Genomic DNA, 22,156 nt, shown 5'->3' with positions numbered 1-22,156 from the left:
AATTTTAAAATCAAAAAAAATGGAGCCTACCCATGAACAGCATTTTCTTCACGGTCGTAACGTTACTATTACTGACCGCTGGCGTGCTTTTATTGATGCAAGAGTTCAATAAAACGAAAGTGTCAAATGACGCCAGTGAACCACCGCAGCCTGAATTGATGTCCAAAGAGGAGGGGGAAGATCATTTCTCCGTCTTGATGAACGCCGTGACGCCAGTCTGGTACTGGCGGGTGAATCACGAATATATCGATTTTCTCCATGCGACAATTAAGCGAATGAAAATGGCCGAAATTAATGATACGCCCGGCCTGTTCGACGCGCAGCGCCGCTGTAGCGACCTTAATTCGGCGGTCTATAAATATTACGACAATATCAAAAAGCGCTGTCTGAATGGCGAGAAGGTGTCGTATTCCGATTTAGACGTATTAAATCTGCGCCAGTGTTTTCGCGAGTTTAGCCTGGAAGCCTACCCGGAACTGGTCGCACTGGTCTGGCCGGAGTATGCGCGTCCGGATGTGGATCCCAACGAGGTATAGTTGAGATATACTGAGCGCTGGTTTCGTTTGCAGACAGGATTTTATGGAACGCTTCTTTGAAAACGCAATGTATGCCTCTCGCTGGCTGCTCGCACCCGTCTATTTTGGTCTCTCTCTGGCGCTGGTCGCCCTGACGATCAAGTTCTTCCAGGAGATATTCCACGTCCTGCCAAACATTTTCTCCGTGGCAGAAGCCGATTTGATTCTGGTTCTGCTGTCGCTGGTGGATATGACGCTGGTAGGAGGATTACTGGTGATGGTGATGTTCTCCGGTTATGAGAATTTCGTCTCTCAGCTTGATATCGCCGAGCACAAAGAAAAGCTCAACTGGCTGGGGAAAATGGACGCCTCATCGCTGAAAAATAAAGTCGCGGCGTCGATTGTGGCGATTTCGTCTATTCACCTGTTACGTGTCTTTATGGATGCTAAAAACGTCCCGGATAATAAGCTGATGTGGTATGTGATTATCCACCTGACGTTTGTACTGTCGGCGTTTGTGATGGGATATCTGGATAAGATCAGTAAGAAATAAATTTACCAGGCCCCTCACCCTGCCCTCTCCCCAGAGGGGAGAGGGTGTTCAAGTTCCCTCTCCCCTCTGGGGAGAGGGTTAGGGTGAGGGGCGAAAGCATCGGACCGCACTATTTATTTATCCGACGACGCCTGCCACAAATTCAGCTCACCATCCGCCACGTGCTGGTCAATCCGCGTCAGTTCATCTTCGGTAAAGCACAGGTTATTCAGCGCCTGAACGTTCTCTTCCAGTTGCTCCGGGCGGCTCGCGCCGATGAGCACTGACGTTACACGTGTATCTTTCAACAGCCAGCTTAGCGCCATCTGCGCCATCGTCTGCCCGCGCGCGTGCGCCATCTCGTTCAGCAGACGAAGGCTGCTCAGGTTGGCTTCGGTCAGCATTTTCTCCGTCAGGCCGCGCGCTTTTTTCCCTTCGCGCTGCATACGTGAACCGTCCGGAATACCGTTCAGGTATTTCCCGGTCAGCAGGCCCTGCGCCAGCGGGGTAAAGGCGATACAGCCCGTTCCGTTTTTCTCCAGCGCGTCCAGCAGACCAGTCTTGTCGACCCAGCGGTTAAGCAGGTTGTAAGAGGGCTGGTGGATCAAAAGCGGGATCTTCCACTCGCGCAGCAATTCGGCCATCACCGTCGTGCGTTCCGTGGAGTAGGACGAAATGCCGACGTACAGCGCTTTTCCGCTCTGCACCGCGTGTGCCAACGCGGCGGCGGTCTCTTCCATCGGCGTGTTTTCGTCTACGCGGTGAGAATAGAAAATATCCACATACTCCACGCCCATGCGTTTCAGGCTCTGGTCGAGGCTGGCGAGCAGATACTTACGTGAACCACCCGAACCATACGGTCCTGGCCACATGTCGTAGCCCGCTTTGGTGGAGATGATCAGCTCGTCGCGATACCCGGCAAAATCTTCTCGCAGCAGGCGGCCAAAATTTTCTTCAGCGCTGCCTGGAGGGGGGCCGTAGTTGTTGGCAAGGTCAAAATGGGTAATGCCGAGATCGAAGGCCTTACGCAGCAGCGCGCGCTGGGAATCGAGCGCCTGAACGTGGCCAAAGCTGTGCCACAGACCCAGCGACAGCGCCGGTAAGCGCAGGCCGCTTTTGCCGCAGTATCGGTACTGCATGTTTTCGTATCGGCCGGTGTAAGGGTGCCAGGACATGATGTCTCCTTTCTTATCGGTGAATTTTCGAAACAGCGTTTTTATTCTAAGCTTATCAAATCATAAATCATGGAGATAAGCGATGACGCGCCTGACTGCCAAAGATTTTCCGCAAGAGCTGCTTGATTACTATGACTATTACGCCCACGGTAAAATCAGCAAACGCGAATTTCTGAATCTCGCGGCGCGCTATGCCGCAGGCGGCGTAACGGCGCTGATGCTGTTTAATATGCTTAAACCCAACTACGCCCTCGCGGAGCAGGTTAAATTCACCGATCCCGATATTCGTCCGGAATACATCACTTATCCCTCGCCCAATGGTCACGGCGAAGTGCGCGGTTACCTGGTGAAGCCGGCCAAAGCTACCGCGAAAACGCCCGCGGTAGTGGTCGTGCATGAGAACCGGGGGCTGAATCCGTATATTGAAGACGTGGCACGACGCGTGGCGAAAGCGGGGTATATCGCGCTGGCTCCCGACGGCCTGAGCTCGGTGGGGGGATACCCCGGCAACGACGACGAAGGAAAGGTTTTGCAGCAGAAGGTCGACCCGACAAGGCTGATGAACGACTTTTTTGCCGCCATAGAGTTTATGAAAAATCATCCGGAAGCCACCGGTAAGGTGGGGATTACCGGTTTTTGCTACGGCGGCGGCGTATCGAATGCCGCCGCCGTAGCGTATCCGGAACTCGACTGCGCGGTGCCCTTCTATGGTCGTCAGCCGCGGGTGGAGGATGTGCCAAAAATTAGCGCGCCGCTCCTGCTTCATTATGCCGAGCTGGACAAAAATATTAACGAGGGCTGGCCTGCCTATGAAGCCGCGCTGAAATCAAATAATAAGGTTTATGAAGCGTATATCTACCCCGGCGTAAACCATGGATTTCACAACGATTCTACCCCACGCTATGACCAGCCCGCAGCCGAGCTGGCCTGGTCGAGAACGTTAAGCTGGTTTAAAAAATATCTGGAATGATAAGCCCTGCTTAAATAAATCATCATAAAGGGTTATCTTTTCCCCTGTCCCTGCCGATAACGAGGGTAGTACTCGCCTCTGGGCGAATTCACCCTCACGGCAAGGAATACTCAATGAAGATGCTTCGTAATTTCACCATCCGTTTCGTCATGCTGACGGTACTGGGGATCTTTTGTGTCATGTGGGCAGGCGTGGGGCTTTACAGCACCTGGTCTCTGTCTCGTGTTTCTGATGGTAATGACGTTGACCGCCAGCTGGTCAGGCAGATGACGGTGCTGAGCCAGGGCAACGATCAGTATTTCCGTTTCGTCACCCGCCTGAGCCGGGCGATGGAAGCTAAAGCAGCGGGCGGCACGCCGGACCTGGCTCCTGCTCAGCAGGCGCTGGATAACATGAGTAAAAAGCTGGCAGAGATGAAAGCTATCTCCCCAGGCCCGATGGATGAAAAGGTCTCTGCGCAGGTGATTTCCACCTGGCAGGCGCTGCTCGATCGGGGCGTTACGCCTCAGATGGTGCAGGCAAAGCAGGCGACGCTCGAAGGCTATCGTCAGCATGCCAACAACGTTACGCCGCCGCTAAGCCGCGCGTTTGGCGCCGCGGTTGAGAACTTTAACAATTCTGCGGTGAAGGCGCTCGACAGTACGCGCGTTGTGGTCGACAGCCTGACCAGCATGACCCGGACGGTGATTATTACCGCCACGATCGTGGGTCTGCTGATCCTGCTGTTCACCGACCGCTACCTGGTGGCGCTGCTGGTAAAACCGCTGGAGCGTATCCGTCAGCAGTTCCGCCAGATTGCGCAGGGCGATCTCAGCCAGCCGATTGAGCCCATTGGCCGCAACTGCGTGGGGCAACTGGTTCCGCTGCTAAGCGCCATGCAGGACAGCCTGCGGGAGGCGGTCAGCACGATTCGTTCCGGCAGCGAGAATATCTGGCGCGGGGCAACGGAGATCTCCAGCGGGAATAACGATCTCTCTTCGCGTACCGAAGAGCAGGCCGCTGCGCTGGAAGAGACCGCGGCCAGCATGGAGCAGCTTACCGCAACGGTGAAGCTGAACGCCGAAAGCGCGCGCCAGGCCAGCCAGCTTGCGGATGTCGCCTCCAGTACGGCCAGCCGCGGCGGGTCGCTGGTAGACGATGTGGTCACGACCATGAGCGGCATTTCGGACAGCTCGAAGAAAATTGCTGAAATCACTACCGTTATCAACAGCATCGCCTTCCAGACCAATATTCTGGCGCTGAACGCCGCGGTGGAAGCGGCTCGGGCCGGGGAGCAGGGGCGCGGTTTTGCGGTCGTGGCGGGTGAGGTGCGTAATCTGGCCAGCCGCAGCGCGAATGCGGCAAAAGAGATCGAAGGGCTGATTGCGGATTCCGTTGCCCGCGTGGAGCAGGGGGCGCAGCTGGTGAACGATACCGGCACGACGATGGAAGCTATCCTGCGCGACGTGACGGAGGTGACCGTCATTATGAAGCAGATCGCCACCGCGTCAGAGGAGCAGAGCAAAGGTATTTCTCAGGTCGGCGTAGCCATCACGCAGATGGACGGCGTGACCCAGCAGAATGCCTCGCTGGTGGAGCAGGTTTCCGCCGCTGCGGCCGCACTGGAACGGCAGACCGAAGAACTCCAGCGCTCAGTGCAGAAGTTCCGTCTCTCCGCGTAACATCATCGCGTCAGGCCGTCTCTGGCGGCCTGACATTTATCGCTCTGAATAATCTGTGTCACCTGCGACAGCTGACCGATTTTCACTTCGCTTGCCCGCATAAATTTACTTTTGTCGATCAGCAGCAGCGACTGGCTGGCCCGGTTTAACAGCAGCGCCTTAAAGCCCGCGTTGTGCTCGGACGGATCCCAAAGGATGCCATGCTCATCAACCCCTTCACACGAGAAGATAAACAGATCGATCTCCAGTCCTTTAAGCTGCGTCACCAGCGCCGGATTAACATAGCAGCGATACTTACGCTCAAGCGTTCCGCCGGAGCAGATAAGCGTGATCCGCTCGCGCTTTGCCATCTCGTGGCAGACAGGCAGGCTATTGGTAAACACGGTGAGTTCGATATCCGGAAGCTGGCGCGCCAGATGAAAGCAGGTCGAGCTGGCGTCGAGGGCGATGGTCATCCCTTCGCTGATCCAGCCCAGCGCGTGTCGGGCAATATCGGCTTTGTCGGCATAATGGCTTTTCAGGCGTGCGCCAAAGGGTTCACCGCTGTCGCGGCTGTCCGGGTGAATCAGACGCGCACGCCCGTGCTGGCGCAGAAGTTTCCCCTGCTGCTGTAACGACTTCAGATCCCGGCGGATCGTCTCTTTGCTGACGGAGAGCTTTTCAGCCAGGGCATCGGTGGTCAGCCAGTCACTTTTACTCAGCAGGGTGATGATGCTCTGCTGTCGGGTCGCTTTTAGCGTCTGGTCTGACATTCGAGGATCCTTGCTCACGCGTGCTGACTCATTTTTCTCATCGCAGAAGAGGGGCGGCGAACCGCCCGGTCATGGGTCAATCCTGACGTTTATCTTCCGTCTGGGTATCGAAGTCGCTCGCTGAATGGCGCTCATGCAGCTGCTCGTTCAGCTCGCCGTTGGTGCGGTTAACAATGCGCCCGCGTTTAACGGCCGGGCGATTCGCCACATCTTTTGCCCAGCGCTGCACGTTGGTGTACTTCCCGGCGTCGAGGAATTCGGCGGCGTTGTAGACGCTGCCCAGCGCCACACAGCCAAACCACGGCCAGATCGCCATATCGGCGATGGTATATTCCTCACCCGCTACATAACGACCGCGCCCCAGCTGCTTGTCCAGCACGTCGAACAGGCGTTTAGCTTCCATGGTGAAGCGATCGATAGCGTACTCAATCTTCACCGGCGCGTAGTTATAGAAGTGGCCAAAACCGCCGCCGAGGAACGGGGCCGCGCCCTGTAACCAGAACAGCCAGTTCAGGGTTTCCGTTCGTCCTGCCGGATCTTTTGGCAGGAAGTGACCAAATTTCTCGGCCAGATAGAGCAGGATATTGCCGGATTCAAAGACGCGCGTCGGCGGGGTGGTGGAGTGGTCACGCAGTGCCGGGATCTTCGAGTTCGGGTTCACGTCGACAAAACCGCTGGAGAACTGATCGCCCTCACCGATGCGGATTAACCATGCGTCGTATTCCGCGCCCGTCACGCCCAGCGCCAGCAGCTCTTCCAGCATGATGGTAACTTTCTGTCCATTCGGCGTACCCAGAGAGTACAGCTGGAGCGGGTGCTCGCCCACAGGCAGCTCTTTCTCGTGCGTAGCGCCCGAGACGGGACGGTTGATATTGGCGAACGCGCCGCCGTTATTCTGTTTCCATTCCCACACTTTCGGTGGCTGATAGGTGTTATCTGACATGTTGGCCTGCCTTTTTGGTGTTGTGTTGAGGCAGTGTAGCAGGAGATAGGGGAACCGTTTAACGATGCGAGCGTAATGGGCAGGGCGGGTGTATGATAACGCCACCTCTGTCAGTTAATTACAACGTGCAGACGACGACAACCCCACAAAAAAATTGCCGCCTGCCTGTTTTAGGTTGGACACATGCGTAAAGGAACGTTAAGCAGTGACGCACCCTTCGGGACGTTATTAGGCTATGCGCCGGGTGGCGTGGCGATTTACTCTTCAAATTACGGCAGTCTCGATCCGCGGCACTATCCGGAAGACGCGGAATTCCGCAGCTATATCGGCAACGAATACATGGGCCATAAATGGCAGTGCGTTGAGTTTGCGCGCCGTTTCCTGTTTCTCAACCACGGGTTTGTCTTTACCGACGTCGGGATGGCGTGGGAGATCTTCTCCCTGCGTTTTTTACGCCAGGTGGTGAATGACAACATCCTGCCGCTACAGGCCTTTGCTAATGGCTCGAAGCGCGCGCCGCAGGCCGGTGCATTGCTCATCTGGCAAAAGGGCGGTGAATTTCAAGAGACCGGCCACGTCGCCGTCATCACCCAGTTGCTGGACGACAGAGTGCGCATTGCCGAGCAGAACGTTATTCACTCTCCGCTGCCGATGGGGCAGCAGTGGACGCGCGAGCTGCGTCTGAGCGTTGAGAACGGTTGCTATACGCTTCATGATACGTTCAGCGATACCGAGATCCTCGGCTGGATGATCCAGACGGAGGAGACGGAACACAGTATTCCTCAGCCGGAGATCGACGGTGAGCTGCTGAAAATCAGCGGCGCGCGGTTGAAGAACAACCGTCAGTTCGACGGAAAATGGCTCAATGAAAACGACGCCCTGCAACAGGCGTACATTCGCGCGAACGGCCACGTTATTAACAACGATCCCTGCCAGTACTTCACCATTACCGAAAGTGCCGAGCAGGAGCTGATCAAAGCCACCAACGAACTGCACCTGATGTACCTTCATGCCACCGACAAGGTGCTGAAAGACGACAGCTTACTCGCGCTTTTCGACATCCCGAAAATTCTCTGGCCGCGTCTGCGCCTCTCCTGGCAGTGGCGTCGTCACCATATGATCACCGGTCGTATGGATTTCTGCATGGATGAGCGCGGCATTAAGGTTTACGAGTACAACGCGGACTCCGCCTCCTGCCATACCGAGGGCGGGCTGATTCTTGAAGAGTGGGTGAAAAACGGCTATCGCGGCACCGGCCACAATCCGGCGGAAGGCTTGCTGGAGGAGCTGACCGGCGCCTGGAAGCACAGCCACGCGCGGCCGTTCGTCCATATCATGCAGGACAACGATATCGAAGAGGATTACCACGCGCTCTTTATTCAGCGCTCGCTGATCCAGGCCGGGTTTGAAACCAAAATCCTGCATGGACTGGGCGCGCTGAGCTGGGATGCCGCCGGGCAACTGATTGATGATGAAGGCCGTCACGTCAACTGCGTATGGAAAACCTGGGCGTGGGAAACGGCGATCGAGCAGATCCGCGAGGTGAGCGAAACCGAGTACGCCGCCGTGCCCATCCGTACCGGTCACCCGAAGGGTGAAGTGCGCCTGATTGACGTCCTGCTGCGCCCGGAAGTGCTGGTCTTTGAACCGCTGTGGACGGTGATCCCAGGTAACAAGGCGATCCTGCCGGTGCTGTGGCAGCTGTTCCCGAACCACCGTTACCTGCTGGATACCGATTTTGAGGTGAATGCGCTGCTGAAACGGACAGGCTATGCCGTTAAACCGATAGCCGGACGCTGCGGGAGCAATATCGATCTGATCGGCGCCCAGGATCAACTGCTGGACCAGTCCAGCGGCAAGTTTGTTGACCGCAAAAATATCTACCAGCAGCTATGGTGCCTGCCAAAGGTTGACGGCAGATACATACAGGTCTGCACCTTTACCGTGGGCGGAAACTATGGCGGAACCTGTCTGCGTGGGGATGACTCGCTGGTGGTGAAGAAAGAGAGCGATATTGAACCGCTGATTGTGGTGAAGGATAAATAACGTCTCCCTGTTATAAAAAAGCCCCCGCAGGGTATGCTGCGGGGGCTTTTTATTACTCTTCTTCCTTGACCTGCTGCTCGCTGATCTTCAAATCAATGATCCGGCCGATCTGGTCATGATAGACCGTCAGCAGGTTGTACTGGCTCATCTCGGACATAATGTGCGGCGTGACGTTAAAACTTTGGGCAAGCTCGTCATGGCGCAACATTTGCGGATGACGCCGCCTCACATGCGCGCGGCGGCGATTGTACTGATACCACAGGATCAGCAGCCAGCCGTTGAACGCGGCAATCAGCAGATAGACCAGCACTGTATTAAAAGAGGCGATAATCACGCTCCAGCGGTGATCGCTCTCCTCGGTTAACTGCATCCACAGCCTGGCATACAGGAAAAACAGGAATCCTCCCCAGGCTATCAGCGTTAATGCGGCATCGAAAAGACGCGGTGCCAGCCGATGTTCAGTCAAAATTAACGTATTCTCGTTCATTGAATGCTCCCTTTTCCCCGGTCCGGACTGATCCAGCGCGCGCGGGCGCGTTTACGTTTAAGCATGACTTTCGGAAATGCCACGAGGGTGGTAAACAGGCCAATCATCCAGTACACCATCGGGAACCAAATCACCCAGAACAGCGAGCCTGCCACTTTCCGCTCGTAGCGCCGCTCGATATACAAACTGACGAGGAATTGCAGCAGGCACATCACCCCCAGCAGCAGCCCGGTAAACGCCGGGGGAAACAGACTCGCAACGGCCAGGTTCGCGGGAAGAGGGATAATATGGCTAAGAATGAACAACACCACGGTCGCTCCATAGGCAAACGCCCACAGCGTTGATAGCGCGTACTCGAGAAACAGGGGCCACATCCGATGATGCTCCCAGCGGGCCATTTTGCGCAGGTTAACCAGAAACACCTCTGCACCGCCCTGAGCCCAGCGCAGACGCTGTTTCCACAGCCCCTTGAGCGTCTCCGGCATCAGGATCCAGCACAGCGCCCGCGGCTCGAAAAAGATATCCCAGTGGCGCAGCTGAAGCTTCCAGCTTATGTCAATGTCCTCTGTGATCATATCCGGGCTCCAGTACCCGACATCCGCCAGCGCCTGTCGGCGAAAGGCGGCGATGACGCCGGAGACCGTAAAGACCCGGCCATAGATCCGCTGCGTTCGCTTGATAAGACCAATAATGGAAGAAAACTCGCCCACCTGAATACGACCAATCAGCGTTGAGCGCGTGCGAATACGCGGATTTCCGGTGACGGCCCCAACGTGGGGATACTGAATCAGCGGTGCCACCAGATACGCGGCCGTATCGCGATCGAGCAGGGCATCGCCGTCAATGCAGACCAGCAGATCGCCCCGGGCCGCCGCCGCACCAGCCTTGAGCGCCACGGCTTTCCCCTGATTCTCCGCGAGATTAATCACCCGCAGGCGCGGCTGCTCCTGCGCCAGTTGATGCAGCACCAGCGCGGTATTGTCCGAAGAGCCGTCGTTGATGGCGATAACCTCAACATTCCAGTACCGCTGACCCAGCGCGGCGCTAATGGTCTCCCGTGCGTTGCGTTCCTCATTAAAGCAGGGAATAAGAATCGAGATTAACGGTTCACCGGCTAAGGCAGGCGCGGGTGTTGCGTTATCCCACGACCAGTGCCGTTCAAGCTGAAACCAGAAATAGAGGCCGCCGGTTACCCAGAGCACGGACATAAACAGCGGCCAGAAAAAGACAAAGTCCAGAATCAGTTCGCCGGTAAACAGCGCGGCTACGCCTAACGGCAACCCGAATACCAGACACAAAATAGAGAAGGCGATAATGCGATCAGTCATTGTCAGGATACCAGTACGAAGAAAATTCAGGCCTGATACGCGAAATATCAGGTTGGTTGTTGAGGAAGTCGTCGGGGTAATAACCGTAATTTTTGATGCCGTTCAGCTGGAGCACCTGCATCCACTCCACCAGACGTTCATCGGCTACGGCACGCTGCGGTTTCTGCGCCCAGTCCCTGGCCTGTAGCTCAAAAATCGTTTTATTCAGCGCGCCGGGGCGTGCGGCGACGGCGTTGACTAAACGCGTCAGCCAGGCATTGCTCTCTTCTGCCGGGACGGACTCCATCAGTGGCATTGCCATCGGCACCGTCCAGTCGTAGGCCGCCAGAAAATCATCCAGATTTTGCGCAAACCACGCTTCGCTTTCGGGCTGCAGAATGGGGAGGGCGAACATATTGCGCGCGGTTTTGATCTGCGGGCCACGGATGTTTTTCACCGCCTGGCTCAGGGCCTGGGTAAACCCGATAAGCTGCTGGCTTTTCTGGCGCGTCGTCTCCTGCCCGGCATCGTCAACGTCCGTCAGCACCGCGTCGTCATGGAACAAGATCCCGTTGAAGCTGGCATAGCGGGCCAGATCTTCATAGATCTCCGTCACCTGCTGGCGAACCTGCGGACTCCAGGGGGAGAGCCGGATATAGGGCTCGGCGGCCACGGTCAACTCTCCCGTTTGACGATCCCGGCGCTGCACGCGCGGCAGGGCTGGACTGAGATCGAAAGAGAGGACCGGCATCCACGCAAAGACTTTCACTCCCGCGCGGGTTTGTAGCTGCCAGGCGACAAAATTAAAAAGATCGGCCCGGACCGGAAGACGACGGTTGGGGAAATAGAGCGCGCCGATCCTGCCGTCGCCCCGCGGATCCGAAAACGCCTGGAGAAACACATGGCTGATTTTCATGTCGTAGACCCGCTGGACGAGTTTGTTGATGTTTTTCGTCTGCTGGGTCGGATCGGGATCGTAGACATAATCGAGATCAACATGCATGACGCGCACCGGGTCAAACTCCTGAACGCGGCTAACCGTGTTGGCAAAGGTTTTTATCGACGGATTTCCGGCAATCAGCAGGCGCGGGATGTTGCCGAGGTCGCGTACGTTTGCCAGCCCGTCCTCCAGGGTAAAGGCCAGCTGATAGCCCTGTTTCTGGGCGATAGCGAGCGATGTACCGTTGGCAGCCCCATAGGGCCACACCCAGGCACGCGGCGCTTTTCCCGTCACCTGGGTGATTTTTTCGGTGACTTTCCGTACGTCTGCGGCGATCCGCTGGTTGAAGTGTTCATCGGTTTCGTAATGCCCCGTCGCGTTATCGAAAAAACGGTTGGCGATAGCGGGTTCACGGCTTCCCTGCGGGTTGGCCGGGATGCCGTAATGCGAGGCCCAGGTATGCGAGCCGATTTCAACCAGCGGGGAGCGGCTGAGCTCGCGCACCATGTCCCATGTCGCGAACCGATCGCGGGGAGTCATCAGACCGCCGAAGTTAACTTTTTGATTTGCCGGCGTATCCACCCAGCTGCCCACCGGCGCCCACAGCGCAGGAACGTTCCAGGCCTGAAGCAGGGGCCAAACGCGGGTGTAAAAGCTGCTGTAGCCGTCGTCGAAGCTGAGCAAAACGGCTTTCGGCGGCAGCGCTTTTTTTCCTTCATGCGCATCCACAATGTCCTGCACGCTGATGGCGTGATAGCCGTTGTGCAAAAGCCAGCTTATCTGCTCGTTTAACGCGCTGGTGCGAACGGAGAGGTAGCGCTGATCGGCAGCATCATCTTCGACGTCGTGGTAGGCCAGGACCAGAAACTGATTCTCCGGCCAGGGTTTGCTGGCCTCCAGCTGCGGCCTCTCTTCAGGAGCCATAAAGGAGAGCGGCTGCGCGCAGAGGCTCGCGCTGAGGCAGAGCCAGCCGATGACGATCAGGCTTACAGAAAAACGTGTATTCAGCATATTCATCCTTAAAAGCGTAAAGTCGCATCTAACGTGACGGAGAGATTGCTCTCGCGTTTGCCGTCGTAAGGGCGTTTATCCCAGTTCAGCATCACGCCAGTATCGACAACGTTGTTCCACTGAATGCGTTGCCCGTAACCCAGCAGGGTAATGGCGCCAGGCGACTGATTTTTCTGCCAGTAGCTGCCGCCGCCTGCCACGAACTGCTGGCTCCAGAGGGTGTCGTAGTGGCGGTACATCTCATGGTCAACGGACAGGGCTGCCGTCACGGACAGATCCCGTGCCGGGTTGTAATAGAGCGTATTCCGCAGGCTGTTTTTACTGGCGGCGATCCCCGGTTCGAGATCCAGCGTCAGGGTCGGGGTCTGCCAGAGACGCTCTTTCCCAGAGAGGGTGTATTCCTGACGGCGGTTGTGGTCTGAGAAGCGGCTGACGGCGGCGTTGAACTGGTATTCACGTCGCTCGTTTTGATACCAGCGCACCCCACCTTCACCCCGGTTGGCGCTGATCCCATTGCGTAATGCCCGTAAGGGTGTCGCGCGTGATAAGCGCTCGAGGCTACCGCTGACCTGCCAGTTATCACTCAGGCTGTAGGTTGTTGAGAGCCGTGCACCCGGCCTGTTTGTGCCGTGATAGCGGTTGCTGGAGAGCTCGGCTTCGAGCGTGAGGTCACGTGGGCGCCACTCAAAGCCGCCCAACAGGTGGCGGCTGATGCCTTTACCTTCGTCGAAATTCCCCTGTGCATAGCGGGCGCCAGCAAATAGCCGCCAGTTATCCGCCACGGGTGGGCCATAGAGCGTGGCGTCCCAGCTCATGTCGTGGCTACCGCTGACGGGGTTATCTGAGTGCAATCCTTTACCCGCGTTCAGACGCAGCTCTGACATATGGTGGACCGCTCTGAGCCTGTCCAGGCGGCGGGCGCTGCGATCGGCGGGGGCGCGAGCAATTACGTCATCAGCCAGTAAATCCATCTGGCGCCACTCCTGAAGGTCCATTGCGACGTAAGCCTGCTGTTTTTCAAGCTCCAGATTCGTGGGTTCGAGCGCCTCTGCTCGTTTAAGCTTTTGCTCGGCCGCGCGCGGCAGGCCCCTGGCCTGAAGCAGGGCGGCATAATCAATCTGTAATCCCTGATTTCCCGGCGCCGTTGACGCCAGACGATACGACAGCTTTTCGGCCTCGGGCAGGGCGTTGGTCGCCAGCAAATAGTTAAGTTTGAGTGACTGTCCGGTGAGCCACCGATCGTTCGGCTGAGCGGTCGGGGATCCGAAATCGTAGCGGGTCCAGGGAACGCTGCGGGTCTCGCGCTCAACGTAGCGGCGGGCGGTTTGATACTGCCCCGTATCCAGCCAGGCGTAGAAAAGCGCATGCTCCTCATCCTGCGGATCGGAGGCGTAGTGTGGATAGCGTTGTACAAGCGAGAAGGCGGCGACGGTGTTTTTCTCCTGCAAATATGCAGAGATCACCCAGCCGATGGCCCAGTCTGGCACCGGATGCTGTGCGGTCGTCAGCGCCTCATATTCGCTAATAACCTGCCGGTAATCACCCTGCGCATACAGCGCGCCAAGCCGATCGATACGGGCAAGGATGATGTCTTCAGCCGCCTGCGGTTCGTTTTGCCAGCGGGAAAGCAGGACGTGATAGCGATCTAATGCGTTTTGTGCCAGCCGCAGCCGCTCTTTTTCCGTTCTGCCAGGCACATCCGCCAGGCGTACCTTTTCAGCCGCGGCGTTACGCTCAAGGCGGCGACGCTCCGCGGGGGACATCGCTGCGCTTTGCGACAGCCAGAGTGCGGGCGTGCTTACCCGGTTATCCGTTAACGCATCGATCGTCTCGCGAAGAAGGGCGTTATTCCCTGGTGCGGCGTTTAGCGCGCGCATGTCCGCCAGCAGCCGGTCCCCGTTTTTTCCCTGGCGCATCCAGACATAGGAGAGCGTCTCAAGGTGCGCGGGAGAAGGATCGTCCTTAACCAACTGCCGGGCTTTCGAAAGCGCGAGGCGATCTCTGCGGGCATCGGCCAGGGTCTTAACATAGCCGATGCGGTAATCGTCGTTATCCGGCGCAAGGCTGAGCGCCTCTTTCCACAGCGATAAGGCGGATGGCCAGGCTTTTTGGTTTCTTCTGGACTGGGCGACAGCAGCGATGGCGCGAGCGGGAAGCGGCATATAAATACCATAACGCTGCCAGACTCGAATAACCTCATCATCGCGTCCTGCCCAGGAGGCTACCTGTAACCAGTCCGCAACCTGTCCAGGTGTTAAAGCATGCTGTTGCTCATAGCGCTGTAGGTAATCAAGAAACAGAGCATAATTACCGTTACGTGCCTGTTGTATCTGATGCTCATAAACGGATTCATCAGCCTGAACCAGAACAGGAAAGAGTAAAAGCAGGAGCAATAATATTGTGGTGCGATAAAAGAATAACGTAGTGAAGCTAAGCGATCTTTCCATATCTATTTGCCATTTGTTTATCGTGAATCCATTGCATAACACGGCCGCCTTTTAACTCTGCGTTAAAGGGCATAAAGGAGAACATTAAATCTGAATGATGCTACGTTATGGGGTACTTACTTAAAGGTAATTATGCGCCCTCATCTCAGTGGTCTGATTGGGCTTAATGTACACCCGATGTGTTGGGGGATAAATAAGTTGAAAAGCGGCTGGGAGGTTTTGAGATAATTCTGGAAGAAGTAAGTTTTTTAGATAATTCAGTGCAGGATTGTTCTTTTTAAATGATTGATATTAAATGTTTTTTCTTTTGCTGTTTGCGGTTTTTTTATATTTGAAATGAAGTTCTGCTGAGTTAATTAAAGTACTTTCCGGTGCATGTTTGGGAAGTTTCATGACAAAAATTCTTAATGTTCAGAGAAGTGACTTTTCTGAAATTCTTTTTTATTTATAATTAACGCCAGGCATTGAGTGATAGTCTACAAAAAGTCTAGCTCACCAATGTCATATTGAGGGATGATCAAAGCCAGAAAACATTTGCCGTTAATGTAAAGCGCTATAAACGAAAGCGTCCTTGTTTCTTAAGAGGCGGGCTTGCTTTAATCTAAAAGGGATGATTAGTGGCGACTTCAATAGTGTTAGTGACTCAGGATTGTTTCCTTGTCAGGGGGATGCGGCTATTTTTCCCGGATATAATTTGCCTCTGTTCGATAGACAGAAACATATTTGATACCGACGCAAATGAATATACTGTACTGATTGATAGCCGTACGCCGCTCCGTTTATATGATTACCTGATACGCCATCCGGCCAGAACGAGAAAAACCATCTGCTGCGTTATGCTGGATATGCGCCCTCGAGAGGAGGATCTGCACAGTATGAAGCTGTTTATGAACACGTCGCTTACGCCTCCGGATATGGCGTCGTTATTCAATCTGGTGCTTGATATGAAAGGCTGGCGTCTGACAACCAAATGGCTGCTTAACTTACGGCTGAGTAGACATGAAGCGATAATGCTCCGGTTGCTGAAGGCAGGGAGGTCAATGGAAGAGATTGCAGATAAGCTGAATATGTCGGTTAAAAGCCTCTATCGCAAGCGAACGGCGCTATCGGAGCGGTTAGGGGCAGGGAACTTCAACGAGGCGTGTTTGTTTATCTTCAAAAACAAACTGCTGGACGCGGCTGGGAACGATCCCTAGCTTCGTCAGAAGCCAAAAGCACAAACCCGCCACGAGGGCGGGTTCTTTTAATGGAAATAATTCAGAACGACCAGCGCAGATTGGCGTTAACAGAGTTGACGCGGGTATCCGCACCATATTGTCCCTGATAACCCACATCCAGCGTCGCAGCACGCGACAGCTGTACGCTCACGCCGATATCACCCACCATTACGTCCTCATCCACGGCTTGCCCCTGAGTAATGAACGCGTCGCTGCCCGCAAACGCCATGCGCGAAGAGGTATTCTTATCGCCATAAGCGTGCTGCCATCCCAGCGAACCGTAGAGGTTAACGTTCTTCGGCAGCTCGGTCACACCGCGCACCCCGAGTGTGGAATAGAAGGTGTTCATCGTTTCGTTACGGACGCTCAGCGCAGCGGCACCGCCGTCTTCCCTGAAGCTGTCGGTATGCAGCCGGATGTACGATAAATTGACGAACGGCTCAATATTCCTGTCTGGCTGGCCGAAACGGTAGCCCGCTTCGGTAAACGCCAGCAGCGAGTTAGCGTCGTAATCTGACTTGAGCCGATCCGAGAAGCCGCTGAAATCAACATTGCGCTCGCCCTCGATCTTGTGCCAGGTGTAACCCAGCGCGCCGCGAAGGGAGAACGCATCCTGTTGACCCGCCGCATACAGGCCAAGGTGATAGTTGTCGGTATCCGTTGAGGAGCGACGGCTGTCGACGTCGTAATCACCCCGGCTGTAGCCGAAGTAGCCGCCGACACGCACGTTATGGTCCGCCAGCTTGCGATCTGCCCCCAGCAGGAAGCCGGTGGTGTTGCCGTCCAGCTTGCCCACGTTACCGTCGCCGCTGTTTCGGCTCCAGGAGCTGAAGGTCTGGCCCCAGACGCCATTGTTTTGCGGCTCCGGCTGCTGCACCAGCGACATGGCTAACGGTGGGATCGGCAGGCTGTCGTTATCAAACGCGCGCTGCATACGCTGGTTTAACACGTTAAACACCTGCGTGCTGCCAGCGATCAGGTTGGACTGCATTGATGGATAAACTTCACCAGACAGCTGGTTGTACGCCTCGCGCGCTTCCGGCGCGCTCAGCAGAAGCAGCGAGTTATACAGCGCCAGCGACGGGCCGCTTTGCGTCAGCGTGGAGAGCGCGCCAGCGGTATTCCACTGGTTGCTGCTTTGGGCCACGGTCTGGAAAATGCCCGGCTTGCCGCTGCCCGGGTTTTCTCCACCCGGGTTCTCACCGCCCGGGTTTTCACCTCCGGGGTTTTCACCGCCCGGGTTCTCGCCTCCGGGATTTTCACCGCCCGGGTTCTCGCCTCCGGGATTTTCGCCTCCGGTCTCTTTCTGCGCGATGGTCAGATCGACGGCGTTGGTGCTTTGCTCAAGCGCCACGTCCAGGAAGGCGGATTTGGAAATCGCTCCGGCGAACTCACCGTCAATTCCCCCGTCGGAGGTCAAAATGCGGTAGCTTTGGCCCGTTTTATAGCTGGTTTGCGGATCCAGCGCGGTGACCTGTACCTTAGCCCGATCGCTGATGGTGGTTTTGCCCGATACCAGTAGCTGGTCGCTGCTGCCATCGCCCGCGATATCCACGTCATAGAAGGATTCGCCGATAAAGTTCAGATAGCGTTTCAGCGTCAACGTACCGATATTGCCGTCGCCAGGCGAGATATGCCCGCCAGACAGGATCTCGGTCTGGCCCAGCGTGCCGTTGCCGCCCAGCGTGCCGCCGGACTTGATTGACGCGGCGCTGCTGTAACCGACCCCGTCGCTGACGTCTGAACCCGCCGTCGCGTTGAGGATCAGCGTACCGCCGTTCTCGGCGCTAAGCGTCTGAACATCAAAAATATCGTCTTCTGGCTGGGTATTAATATTGCTGGCAATGATGACTTTACCGCCCCGCGCGGTTACGTTCGCCTTGAGTGCGGAAAGATCGCCGTTCAGCGTCGTCTGCCCGGAGGTATTGATCACATCACCTTCACCGCTCATCGTGTTGCTGAAGAGGTAATTTCCGTCGGTATGGTTGAAGTAGACATAGCTGCCGAACAGTCCGCCACGCAGGCTGATTGCCGTCTTCGCATCGAGGGTACCTGCGCCGCCCGCCGTGCCTAGCGTTGGCTCAGTTAAACCCGTGCCGGTGTCCATATTGCCGCGGCTGCCGATGATGAGCGCACCCCGGTTCGAGCCGGAACCCGATGTCCCCACGATCAGCGCATTGCTGCCAGCGGAAAATGAACCGCCGTCAATCACAGACAGCACGCCATTGCCGTAATCGCCCACGCTCACGCTGCTGCCGCTGGTAAAGCGCGAGTCCTTGCCCGCAATAACCAATTCGGCGGTTTTCCCTGCGCCGGAGACGCCCGCCACCTGCACGCCGCCAACGTTAACCGCTCCGCCGTCCAGTACGTCCAGGTCGCCATTAAGCGTTAACGTACGGCCAACGTTCCACTGTGAGCCGCTCCCGGTGACGGTGGCTTTCGGGCTCAGCGTGTCGGTTTCACCCGGTCCGGTACCATTCCCGATGCGCGCATCGTAGGCGGTATTGAGCGCCGCGCCGTCCTCAATTGCCAGCGTGGAGCGTGCGCCCAGATCGGTGCCTACGCTGAGAAAATTACTGGTCACACGAGAGCCGGCACCCGTGGCGATAAGGTGGCTGTCGTAGCCCCGGGTGGTGCCGACAACGATCTCCTTTGCGCTCGCCAGCGCGCCCTCTTCGACTCGCAGGGTGCCGAGGCCAAGATTCAGGTCGCCGCGCAGGACGTACCGATCGTTCACCGCGTTAAGCTCAGCGTCTGGCCCACGGACCGTGACCACGCTTTCATAAATTTTGCCATCGAACAGCCGACCGATATTGATGTTATAGGCGGTGATTTTGCCATTATCGATCAGCAGGTTTCCGCGTTGATTACGTCCAACATAAACATCTCCGGTGTAACCCAGCGTTTCGGTAATACGCGAGTCGCCATCAAAAAAGGCATCGGCTGCACGCGCGATATCGGCAGGTAAAAACAGTAACAGCGGCGCGGAAAATAGAGCGAGGTAAAGTCTTGAAAGCGGTGTCTTAACCGCTAAAGCATGCGATGTAGAGTTATTCACGGGCTATCTCCGTACTCATTAGCGTGATGTCTGGAAAATCGTTTTTATGAAAACTCAGATACGTCAGAAAATGTAAAAGGCGTTATTTATGTACGCCTTTTGATGCGGCGTTAATTATTTATGTGTGACAACAGGTGTACAGGTTGGCGCGCTTAGCGTCGGTGCGGATCCTAAAATCCCCGGCATCATCATTGATGAACAATCGAAAATACGCCCTTTTTCTGTCGTGGCGCGATAAGACAGTTTTTGTCCTCCCAGTGCGTCCGGCTGGGCGCCATTAACGTTGGTCACGGTTATTTCATCCGATGAGCCCAGTCCCAGCATTTTAGCGGTCTCCGCTTGCAGGAGTGGAATAGCCTGATCGGTTTTCAACGTGGAACAACCGGCTAGCATCAACGTAACGGTTAAAACGATTAGTGGTTTTTTCATAAATTATCCTTGATATCCAACCAGTTAATTTCACTGATTGTATTTATGTTTTCTTTTACCCAAATCAGCGAATAATATATTTCTCTTTCCTAATCGAAAAAACCCTCCTAAAGTAGGGTGGGTAGATAATAATTCATCTGTACTCTAAGATATGCGAAGGTAAAAGGAGGCTCCTTTGGGACAGAATTATGCGTTAGTCGTTGATGACCATCCATTGGTAGCAAGCGGCATCGCCAATTTTCTGATTACACATTGCCAGTTTAAACAGGCGTGTGTGGTGACGAATGAGGATGATTGCTACCGCCAAATTAGGGATCATGGCCCGCCACGTTTGCTGGTAATCGATTTTTGGCTCTCTTCCGGAACGGCCCTGAAATTACTCAAAGAAGTAAAACAACTTTACCCACAGGTACGACTCCTGGTGGTCAGCGGGGATGACAATAATGACATCTGGCGCAAAGTTAATGCCGCCGGGGGCCACGGTTTTGTATTGAAAAGCGAGCCACCTGAGATGTTCTCGCGGGCCGTTTTCGCACTCAGTGATAATCAGACCTGGTTTCCTGAGGGAAACGAAATTTCCGTTAAGGCAAATAATGAGAAGTTAAGTAAATTTAACTTAACGCCGCGACAAATAGACGTATTAAATATGATTATGCGCGGCCTGCCAAATAAACGAATCGCCGCGCAGCTTTCAATTTCTGAGCCCACGGTCAAAGAACACATCAGCAATATATTGAAAAAGATAGGTGTTAACAGCCGGGTCGAAGCCATCACGCTTCTGCACGGCAAGCAGGAACCGTCGGAATGAGGTTTTTCCAGAGCTTACAAAACGAAGGTATCTCTGCTCCGGCGCAGATCCGTTTGCTAAACAACACCTTTCTGCGGCTGGTATTTAGCTTTAGTGCTGTGCCCTTTGTGGGTATTCCTTTCGCCATCTGGATTTATATGCTTGGGGACGACCTCGGCCCAACGATTATCTGGATAATTATTTATCTGCTATGTGCCGTGGCGATAAGACTATTGCACCGACGCTATCAGCGTGAAGCGAAAGAAAACGGTGATAGGGACGTCCTGCGACGCTGGCTTCCGCGTATTAATAATATCGCCTTTATTCACGGGCTGGGCATTTCTTCGCTCTATTTAATTACTCCACAGACGCAGAATTTTGACTTTTTCCTGTTACTTAATATCAGCATCGCCGCTATCGTCGCCGCCAATGCGACGCATCTGACGCCGGTCATCAGCACCTTTACGCGCTTTTTCTTCGCCTCCTGGGGGGTGCTGAACCTCGGTATTATCTGGCGGCTGGATGAGTTGATGTTCATCGTGCTCATGCTGAATCTGCTTTACGGCTTCGCAATTTACCGCCATGCGTTAACTTCCCATGCGTTCTTTATTCAGCAGGCACTGCTTGAGGAAAAAAGCTCACGCCTGGCGGAACAGTTTCGTCAGGCCAAAGAGGACGCGGAGCAGGCACTGCTGGATAAAAATCAGTTTCTGACCACCGCCAGCCACGATCTGCGCCAGCCCGTACACGCTATGGGCTTTCTGATCGAAGCCATCCTCCACCGAAACCGGGACGATAGCCTGACGCCACAGCTTCTTGACCTGCAGCAGAGCGTTCGCTCGGTACATTTAATGCTCAACTCTCTGCTCGATCTCAGCAAAATAGAATCCGGGAATGTCCTCTCTGCCCCGGCCAAAGTGGATATCGGTGCTCTGCTCGACTCGGTCATCACGCTGTTTCGCGAAGAGGCCAACAGCCGTGCGCTTAGGCTGTGCATCCGGCGGCCTAAACGCCGTATCTACGTGATGGGCGATTCGCTGCTGGTACGACAGTCCCTGATTAACCTGATTCAAAACGCCCTTCGTTACACGCTCCAGGGCGGGGTGCTGGTCGCCATCCGACCGCGCGGTGACGAGTGTATGGTGGAGGTGTGGGACACGGGAGTCGGTATCGCCGATGAAGAGAAGGGCAAAATCTTCTCACCTTACTACCGCCCCGAGCTGGCATGGAAGATCGACAGCGCCGGACACGGGCTGGGACTGGCCGTAGTGGCCCGTTGTGCCAAGCTGATGAAGGTGAAATACGGGATGCAATCCATTGAAGGTAAAGGCTCACGCTTCTGGATGCGCTTCACCCAATATGCTGGCGAAGATAGCGCCCTGGATATCCCGCCCGCCGCTGACAACACCGCCACGCCGGTACGCTATGCCCCGCTGAACGGTTCCTGCCTGGTCGTCGATGACGACCCGCTGGTGACGTCTGCCTGGGAGAGCCTGATGAGCGTCTGGGGAATCGACGTACGCTGTGCGGCCTCGGCTGAAGAAGCGTTTGCCATAATCGACGACGGCTTTACGCCGTTCGCCGTGCTGTGCGACCAGCGTCTGCGATCCGGCGAAAGCGGCTTCGATATCCTGAAAGCGCTTTTTGACCGTCTGCCGGATATGAGCGGCGCGATAGTCAGCGGCGAATTTAATTCACCGGTTCTGCTGGAGGCGGAGCAGGAGGGGTATCTGGTGCTCCGCAAGCCTCTTGAGCCGGCTAATCTGCATGCGCTGCTGACGCAGTGGTCGGGGTGTCGTGGATAGGGGAATAGATAATAGCAGCATTGCGCTTCACTGTAGGGCCAGATAGTACGCGGTGTCCTGCTGTGATGCCAATG

Annotated in this window: 17 protein-coding genes; 8 read left to right on the top strand and 9 right to left on the bottom strand. The window is 55.6% G+C overall.

Translation table 11 applies throughout. The features are described 5' to 3' along the window. The first annotated feature begins 32 nt into the window (after nt 1-32). On the top strand, nt 33-536 hold the full coding sequence (locus tag IM282_RS12540) for an ESA_00282 family adhesion-associated protein (protein ID WP_023298598.1): 504 nt from the start codon (nt 33-35) through the stop codon (nt 534-536). A gap of 43 nt (nt 537-579) precedes the next feature. Next, the gene (locus IM282_RS12535) at nt 580-1,068 is read left to right on the top strand and encodes a TIGR00645 family protein (RefSeq protein WP_006811956.1); all 489 of its coding nucleotides are present in this window, start codon (nt 580-582) and stop codon (nt 1,066-1,068) included. Between the two features lie 113 nt (nt 1,069-1,181). Here IM282_RS12535 and IM282_RS12530 read toward each other — a convergent pair whose 3' ends face one another. Continuing rightward, the gene (locus IM282_RS12530; protein ID WP_192970452.1) at nt 1,182-2,222 is read right to left on the bottom strand and encodes an aldo/keto reductase; all 1,041 of its coding nucleotides are present in this window, start codon (nt 2,220-2,222) and stop codon (nt 1,182-1,184) included. A gap of 82 nt (nt 2,223-2,304) precedes the next feature. Between IM282_RS12530 and yghX the strand changes: the two genes are divergently transcribed. Further along, on the top strand, nt 2,305-3,192 hold the full coding sequence (gene yghX, locus IM282_RS12525) for a YghX family hydrolase (protein ID WP_048966576.1): 888 nt from the start codon (nt 2,305-2,307) through the stop codon (nt 3,190-3,192). A gap of 113 nt (nt 3,193-3,305) precedes the next feature. Continuing rightward, nucleotides 3,306-4,853: a methyl-accepting chemotaxis protein gene (locus IM282_RS12520; RefSeq protein WP_022649391.1), complete on the top strand. Its 1,548-nt coding sequence runs from the start codon at nt 3,306-3,308 to the stop codon at nt 4,851-4,853. 2 nt (nt 4,854-4,855) lie between these two features. Here IM282_RS12520 and fucR read toward each other — a convergent pair whose 3' ends face one another. Together fucR and yghU are read right to left on the bottom strand one after the other, a co-directional pair. Beyond that, the gene (gene fucR, locus IM282_RS12515; protein ID WP_038416725.1) at nt 4,856-5,605 is read right to left on the bottom strand and encodes an L-fucose operon activator; all 750 of its coding nucleotides are present in this window, start codon (nt 5,603-5,605) and stop codon (nt 4,856-4,858) included. Nucleotides 5,606-5,681: 76 nt separating this feature from the next. Then, entirely contained in the window at nt 5,682-6,548 is an 867-nt protein-coding gene (yghU, locus tag IM282_RS12510; protein ID WP_023298592.1) for a glutathione-dependent disulfide-bond oxidoreductase, read from the bottom strand. A 183-nt stretch (nt 6,549-6,731) separates the two neighbouring features. Between yghU and gss the strand changes: the two genes are divergently transcribed. Further along, nucleotides 6,732-8,594 carry a bifunctional glutathionylspermidine amidase/synthase gene (gene gss, locus IM282_RS12505; RefSeq protein WP_155026025.1) on the top strand — a complete coding sequence of 621 codons (1,863 nt, stop codon included), beginning with the start codon at nt 6,732-6,734 and terminating at the stop codon, nt 8,592-8,594. 52 nt (nt 8,595-8,646) lie between these two features. Here gss and pgaD read toward each other — a convergent pair whose 3' ends face one another. The 4 genes from pgaD to pgaA are packed head-to-tail and all read right to left on the bottom strand — an operon-like array spanning nt 8,647 to nt 14,786. Beyond that, complete coding sequence (gene pgaD, locus IM282_RS12500) at nt 8,647-9,081, bottom strand: poly-beta-1,6-N-acetyl-D-glucosamine biosynthesis protein PgaD (RefSeq protein WP_192970451.1); 435 nt, start codon at nt 9,079-9,081, stop codon at nt 8,647-8,649. After that, the gene (gene pgaC / locus IM282_RS12495) at nt 9,078-10,409 is read right to left on the bottom strand and encodes a poly-beta-1,6-N-acetyl-D-glucosamine synthase (RefSeq protein WP_063850063.1); all 1,332 of its coding nucleotides are present in this window, start codon (nt 10,407-10,409) and stop codon (nt 9,078-9,080) included. Before pgaC ends, pgaD begins: the two co-directional genes overlap by 4 nt. Next, entirely contained in the window at nt 10,402-12,339 is a 1,938-nt protein-coding gene (gene pgaB / locus IM282_RS12490; protein ID WP_192970450.1) for a poly-beta-1,6-N-acetyl-D-glucosamine N-deacetylase PgaB, read from the bottom strand. The genes pgaC and pgaB overlap by 8 nt, the downstream gene beginning before the upstream one ends. Before the next feature lie 8 nt (nt 12,340-12,347). Beyond that, nucleotides 12,348-14,786 (bottom strand): poly-beta-1,6 N-acetyl-D-glucosamine export porin PgaA, encoded by a 2,439-nt coding sequence (pgaA, locus tag IM282_RS12485; protein ID WP_192970449.1) that lies wholly within the window; start codon nt 14,784-14,786, stop codon nt 12,348-12,350. Between the two features lie 668 nt (nt 14,787-15,454). Between pgaA and IM282_RS12480 the strand changes: the two genes are divergently transcribed. Then, nucleotides 15,455-15,982 (top strand): LuxR C-terminal-related transcriptional regulator, encoded by a 528-nt coding sequence (locus IM282_RS12480; RefSeq protein ID WP_045308383.1) that lies wholly within the window; start codon nt 15,455-15,457, stop codon nt 15,980-15,982. Nucleotides 15,983-16,043: 61 nt separating this feature from the next. On the opposite strand, the gene IM282_RS12475 is transcribed toward IM282_RS12480, so the two are convergent. Continuing rightward, nucleotides 16,044-19,061 carry an autotransporter outer membrane beta-barrel domain-containing protein gene (locus tag IM282_RS12475; RefSeq protein ID WP_192970448.1) on the bottom strand — a complete coding sequence of 1,006 codons (3,018 nt, stop codon included), beginning with the start codon at nt 19,059-19,061 and terminating at the stop codon, nt 16,044-16,046. A gap of 114 nt (nt 19,062-19,175) precedes the next feature. Then, nucleotides 19,176-19,490, bottom strand: coding sequence for a lipoprotein (locus tag IM282_RS12470; protein ID WP_003862457.1), 315 nt, complete (start codon nt 19,488-19,490; stop codon nt 19,176-19,178). A 175-nt stretch (nt 19,491-19,665) separates the two neighbouring features. Here IM282_RS12470 and IM282_RS12465 point away from each other — a divergent pair, with 175 nt between their 5' ends. Beyond that, nucleotides 19,666-20,298, top strand: coding sequence for a response regulator transcription factor (locus tag IM282_RS12465; protein ID WP_063163587.1), 633 nt, complete (start codon nt 19,666-19,668; stop codon nt 20,296-20,298). Then, the gene (locus IM282_RS12460) at nt 20,295-22,082 is read left to right on the top strand and encodes a hybrid sensor histidine kinase/response regulator (RefSeq protein WP_192970447.1); all 1,788 of its coding nucleotides are present in this window, start codon (nt 20,295-20,297) and stop codon (nt 22,080-22,082) included. The genes IM282_RS12465 and IM282_RS12460 overlap by 4 nt, the downstream gene beginning before the upstream one ends. The last annotated feature ends 74 nt before the right edge of the window (nt 22,083-22,156 follow it).

This window comes from Enterobacter cloacae complex sp. P29RS (genome assembly GCF_014893445.1).
Lineage (GTDB): Bacteria > Pseudomonadota > Gammaproteobacteria > Enterobacterales > Enterobacteriaceae > Enterobacter > Enterobacter intestinihominis.
This window is presented reverse-complemented; position numbering and strand designations above follow the sequence as displayed.

Excerpts from the sequence above, each read along its gene's own strand:
- IM282_RS12540 (WP_023298598.1), top strand. The coding sequence starts at position 33 with ATGAACAGCATTTTCTTCACGGTCGTAACGTTACTATTACTGACCGCT.
- IM282_RS12535 (WP_006811956.1), top strand. The coding sequence starts at position 580 with ATGGAACGCTTCTTTGAAAACGCAATGTATGCCTCTCGCTGGCTGCTC.
- IM282_RS12530 (WP_192970452.1), bottom strand. The coding sequence starts at position 2,222 with ATGTCCTGGCACCCTTACACCGGCCGATACGAAAACATGCAGTACCGA.
- yghX (WP_048966576.1), top strand. The coding sequence starts at position 2,305 with ATGACGCGCCTGACTGCCAAAGATTTTCCGCAAGAGCTGCTTGATTAC.
- IM282_RS12520 (WP_022649391.1), top strand. The coding sequence starts at position 3,306 with ATGAAGATGCTTCGTAATTTCACCATCCGTTTCGTCATGCTGACGGTA.
- fucR (WP_038416725.1), bottom strand. The coding sequence starts at position 5,605 with ATGTCAGACCAGACGCTAAAAGCGACCCGACAGCAGAGCATCATCACC.
- yghU (WP_023298592.1), bottom strand. The coding sequence starts at position 6,548 with ATGTCAGATAACACCTATCAGCCACCGAAAGTGTGGGAATGGAAACAG.
- gss (WP_155026025.1), top strand. The coding sequence starts at position 6,732 with ATGCGTAAAGGAACGTTAAGCAGTGACGCACCCTTCGGGACGTTATTA.
- pgaD (WP_192970451.1), bottom strand. The coding sequence starts at position 9,081 with ATGAACGAGAATACGTTAATTTTGACTGAACATCGGCTGGCACCGCGT.
- pgaC (WP_063850063.1), bottom strand. The coding sequence starts at position 10,409 with ATGACTGATCGCATTATCGCCTTCTCTATTTTGTGTCTGGTATTCGGG.
- pgaB (WP_192970450.1), bottom strand. The coding sequence starts at position 12,339 with ATGCTGAATACACGTTTTTCTGTAAGCCTGATCGTCATCGGCTGGCTC.
- pgaA (WP_192970449.1), bottom strand. The coding sequence starts at position 14,786 with ATGGAAAGATCGCTTAGCTTCACTACGTTATTCTTTTATCGCACCACA.
- IM282_RS12480 (WP_045308383.1), top strand. The coding sequence starts at position 15,455 with ATGCGGCTATTTTTCCCGGATATAATTTGCCTCTGTTCGATAGACAGA.
- IM282_RS12470 (WP_003862457.1), bottom strand. The coding sequence starts at position 19,490 with ATGAAAAAACCACTAATCGTTTTAACCGTTACGTTGATGCTAGCCGGT.
- IM282_RS12460 (WP_192970447.1), top strand. The coding sequence starts at position 20,295 with ATGAGGTTTTTCCAGAGCTTACAAAACGAAGGTATCTCTGCTCCGGCG.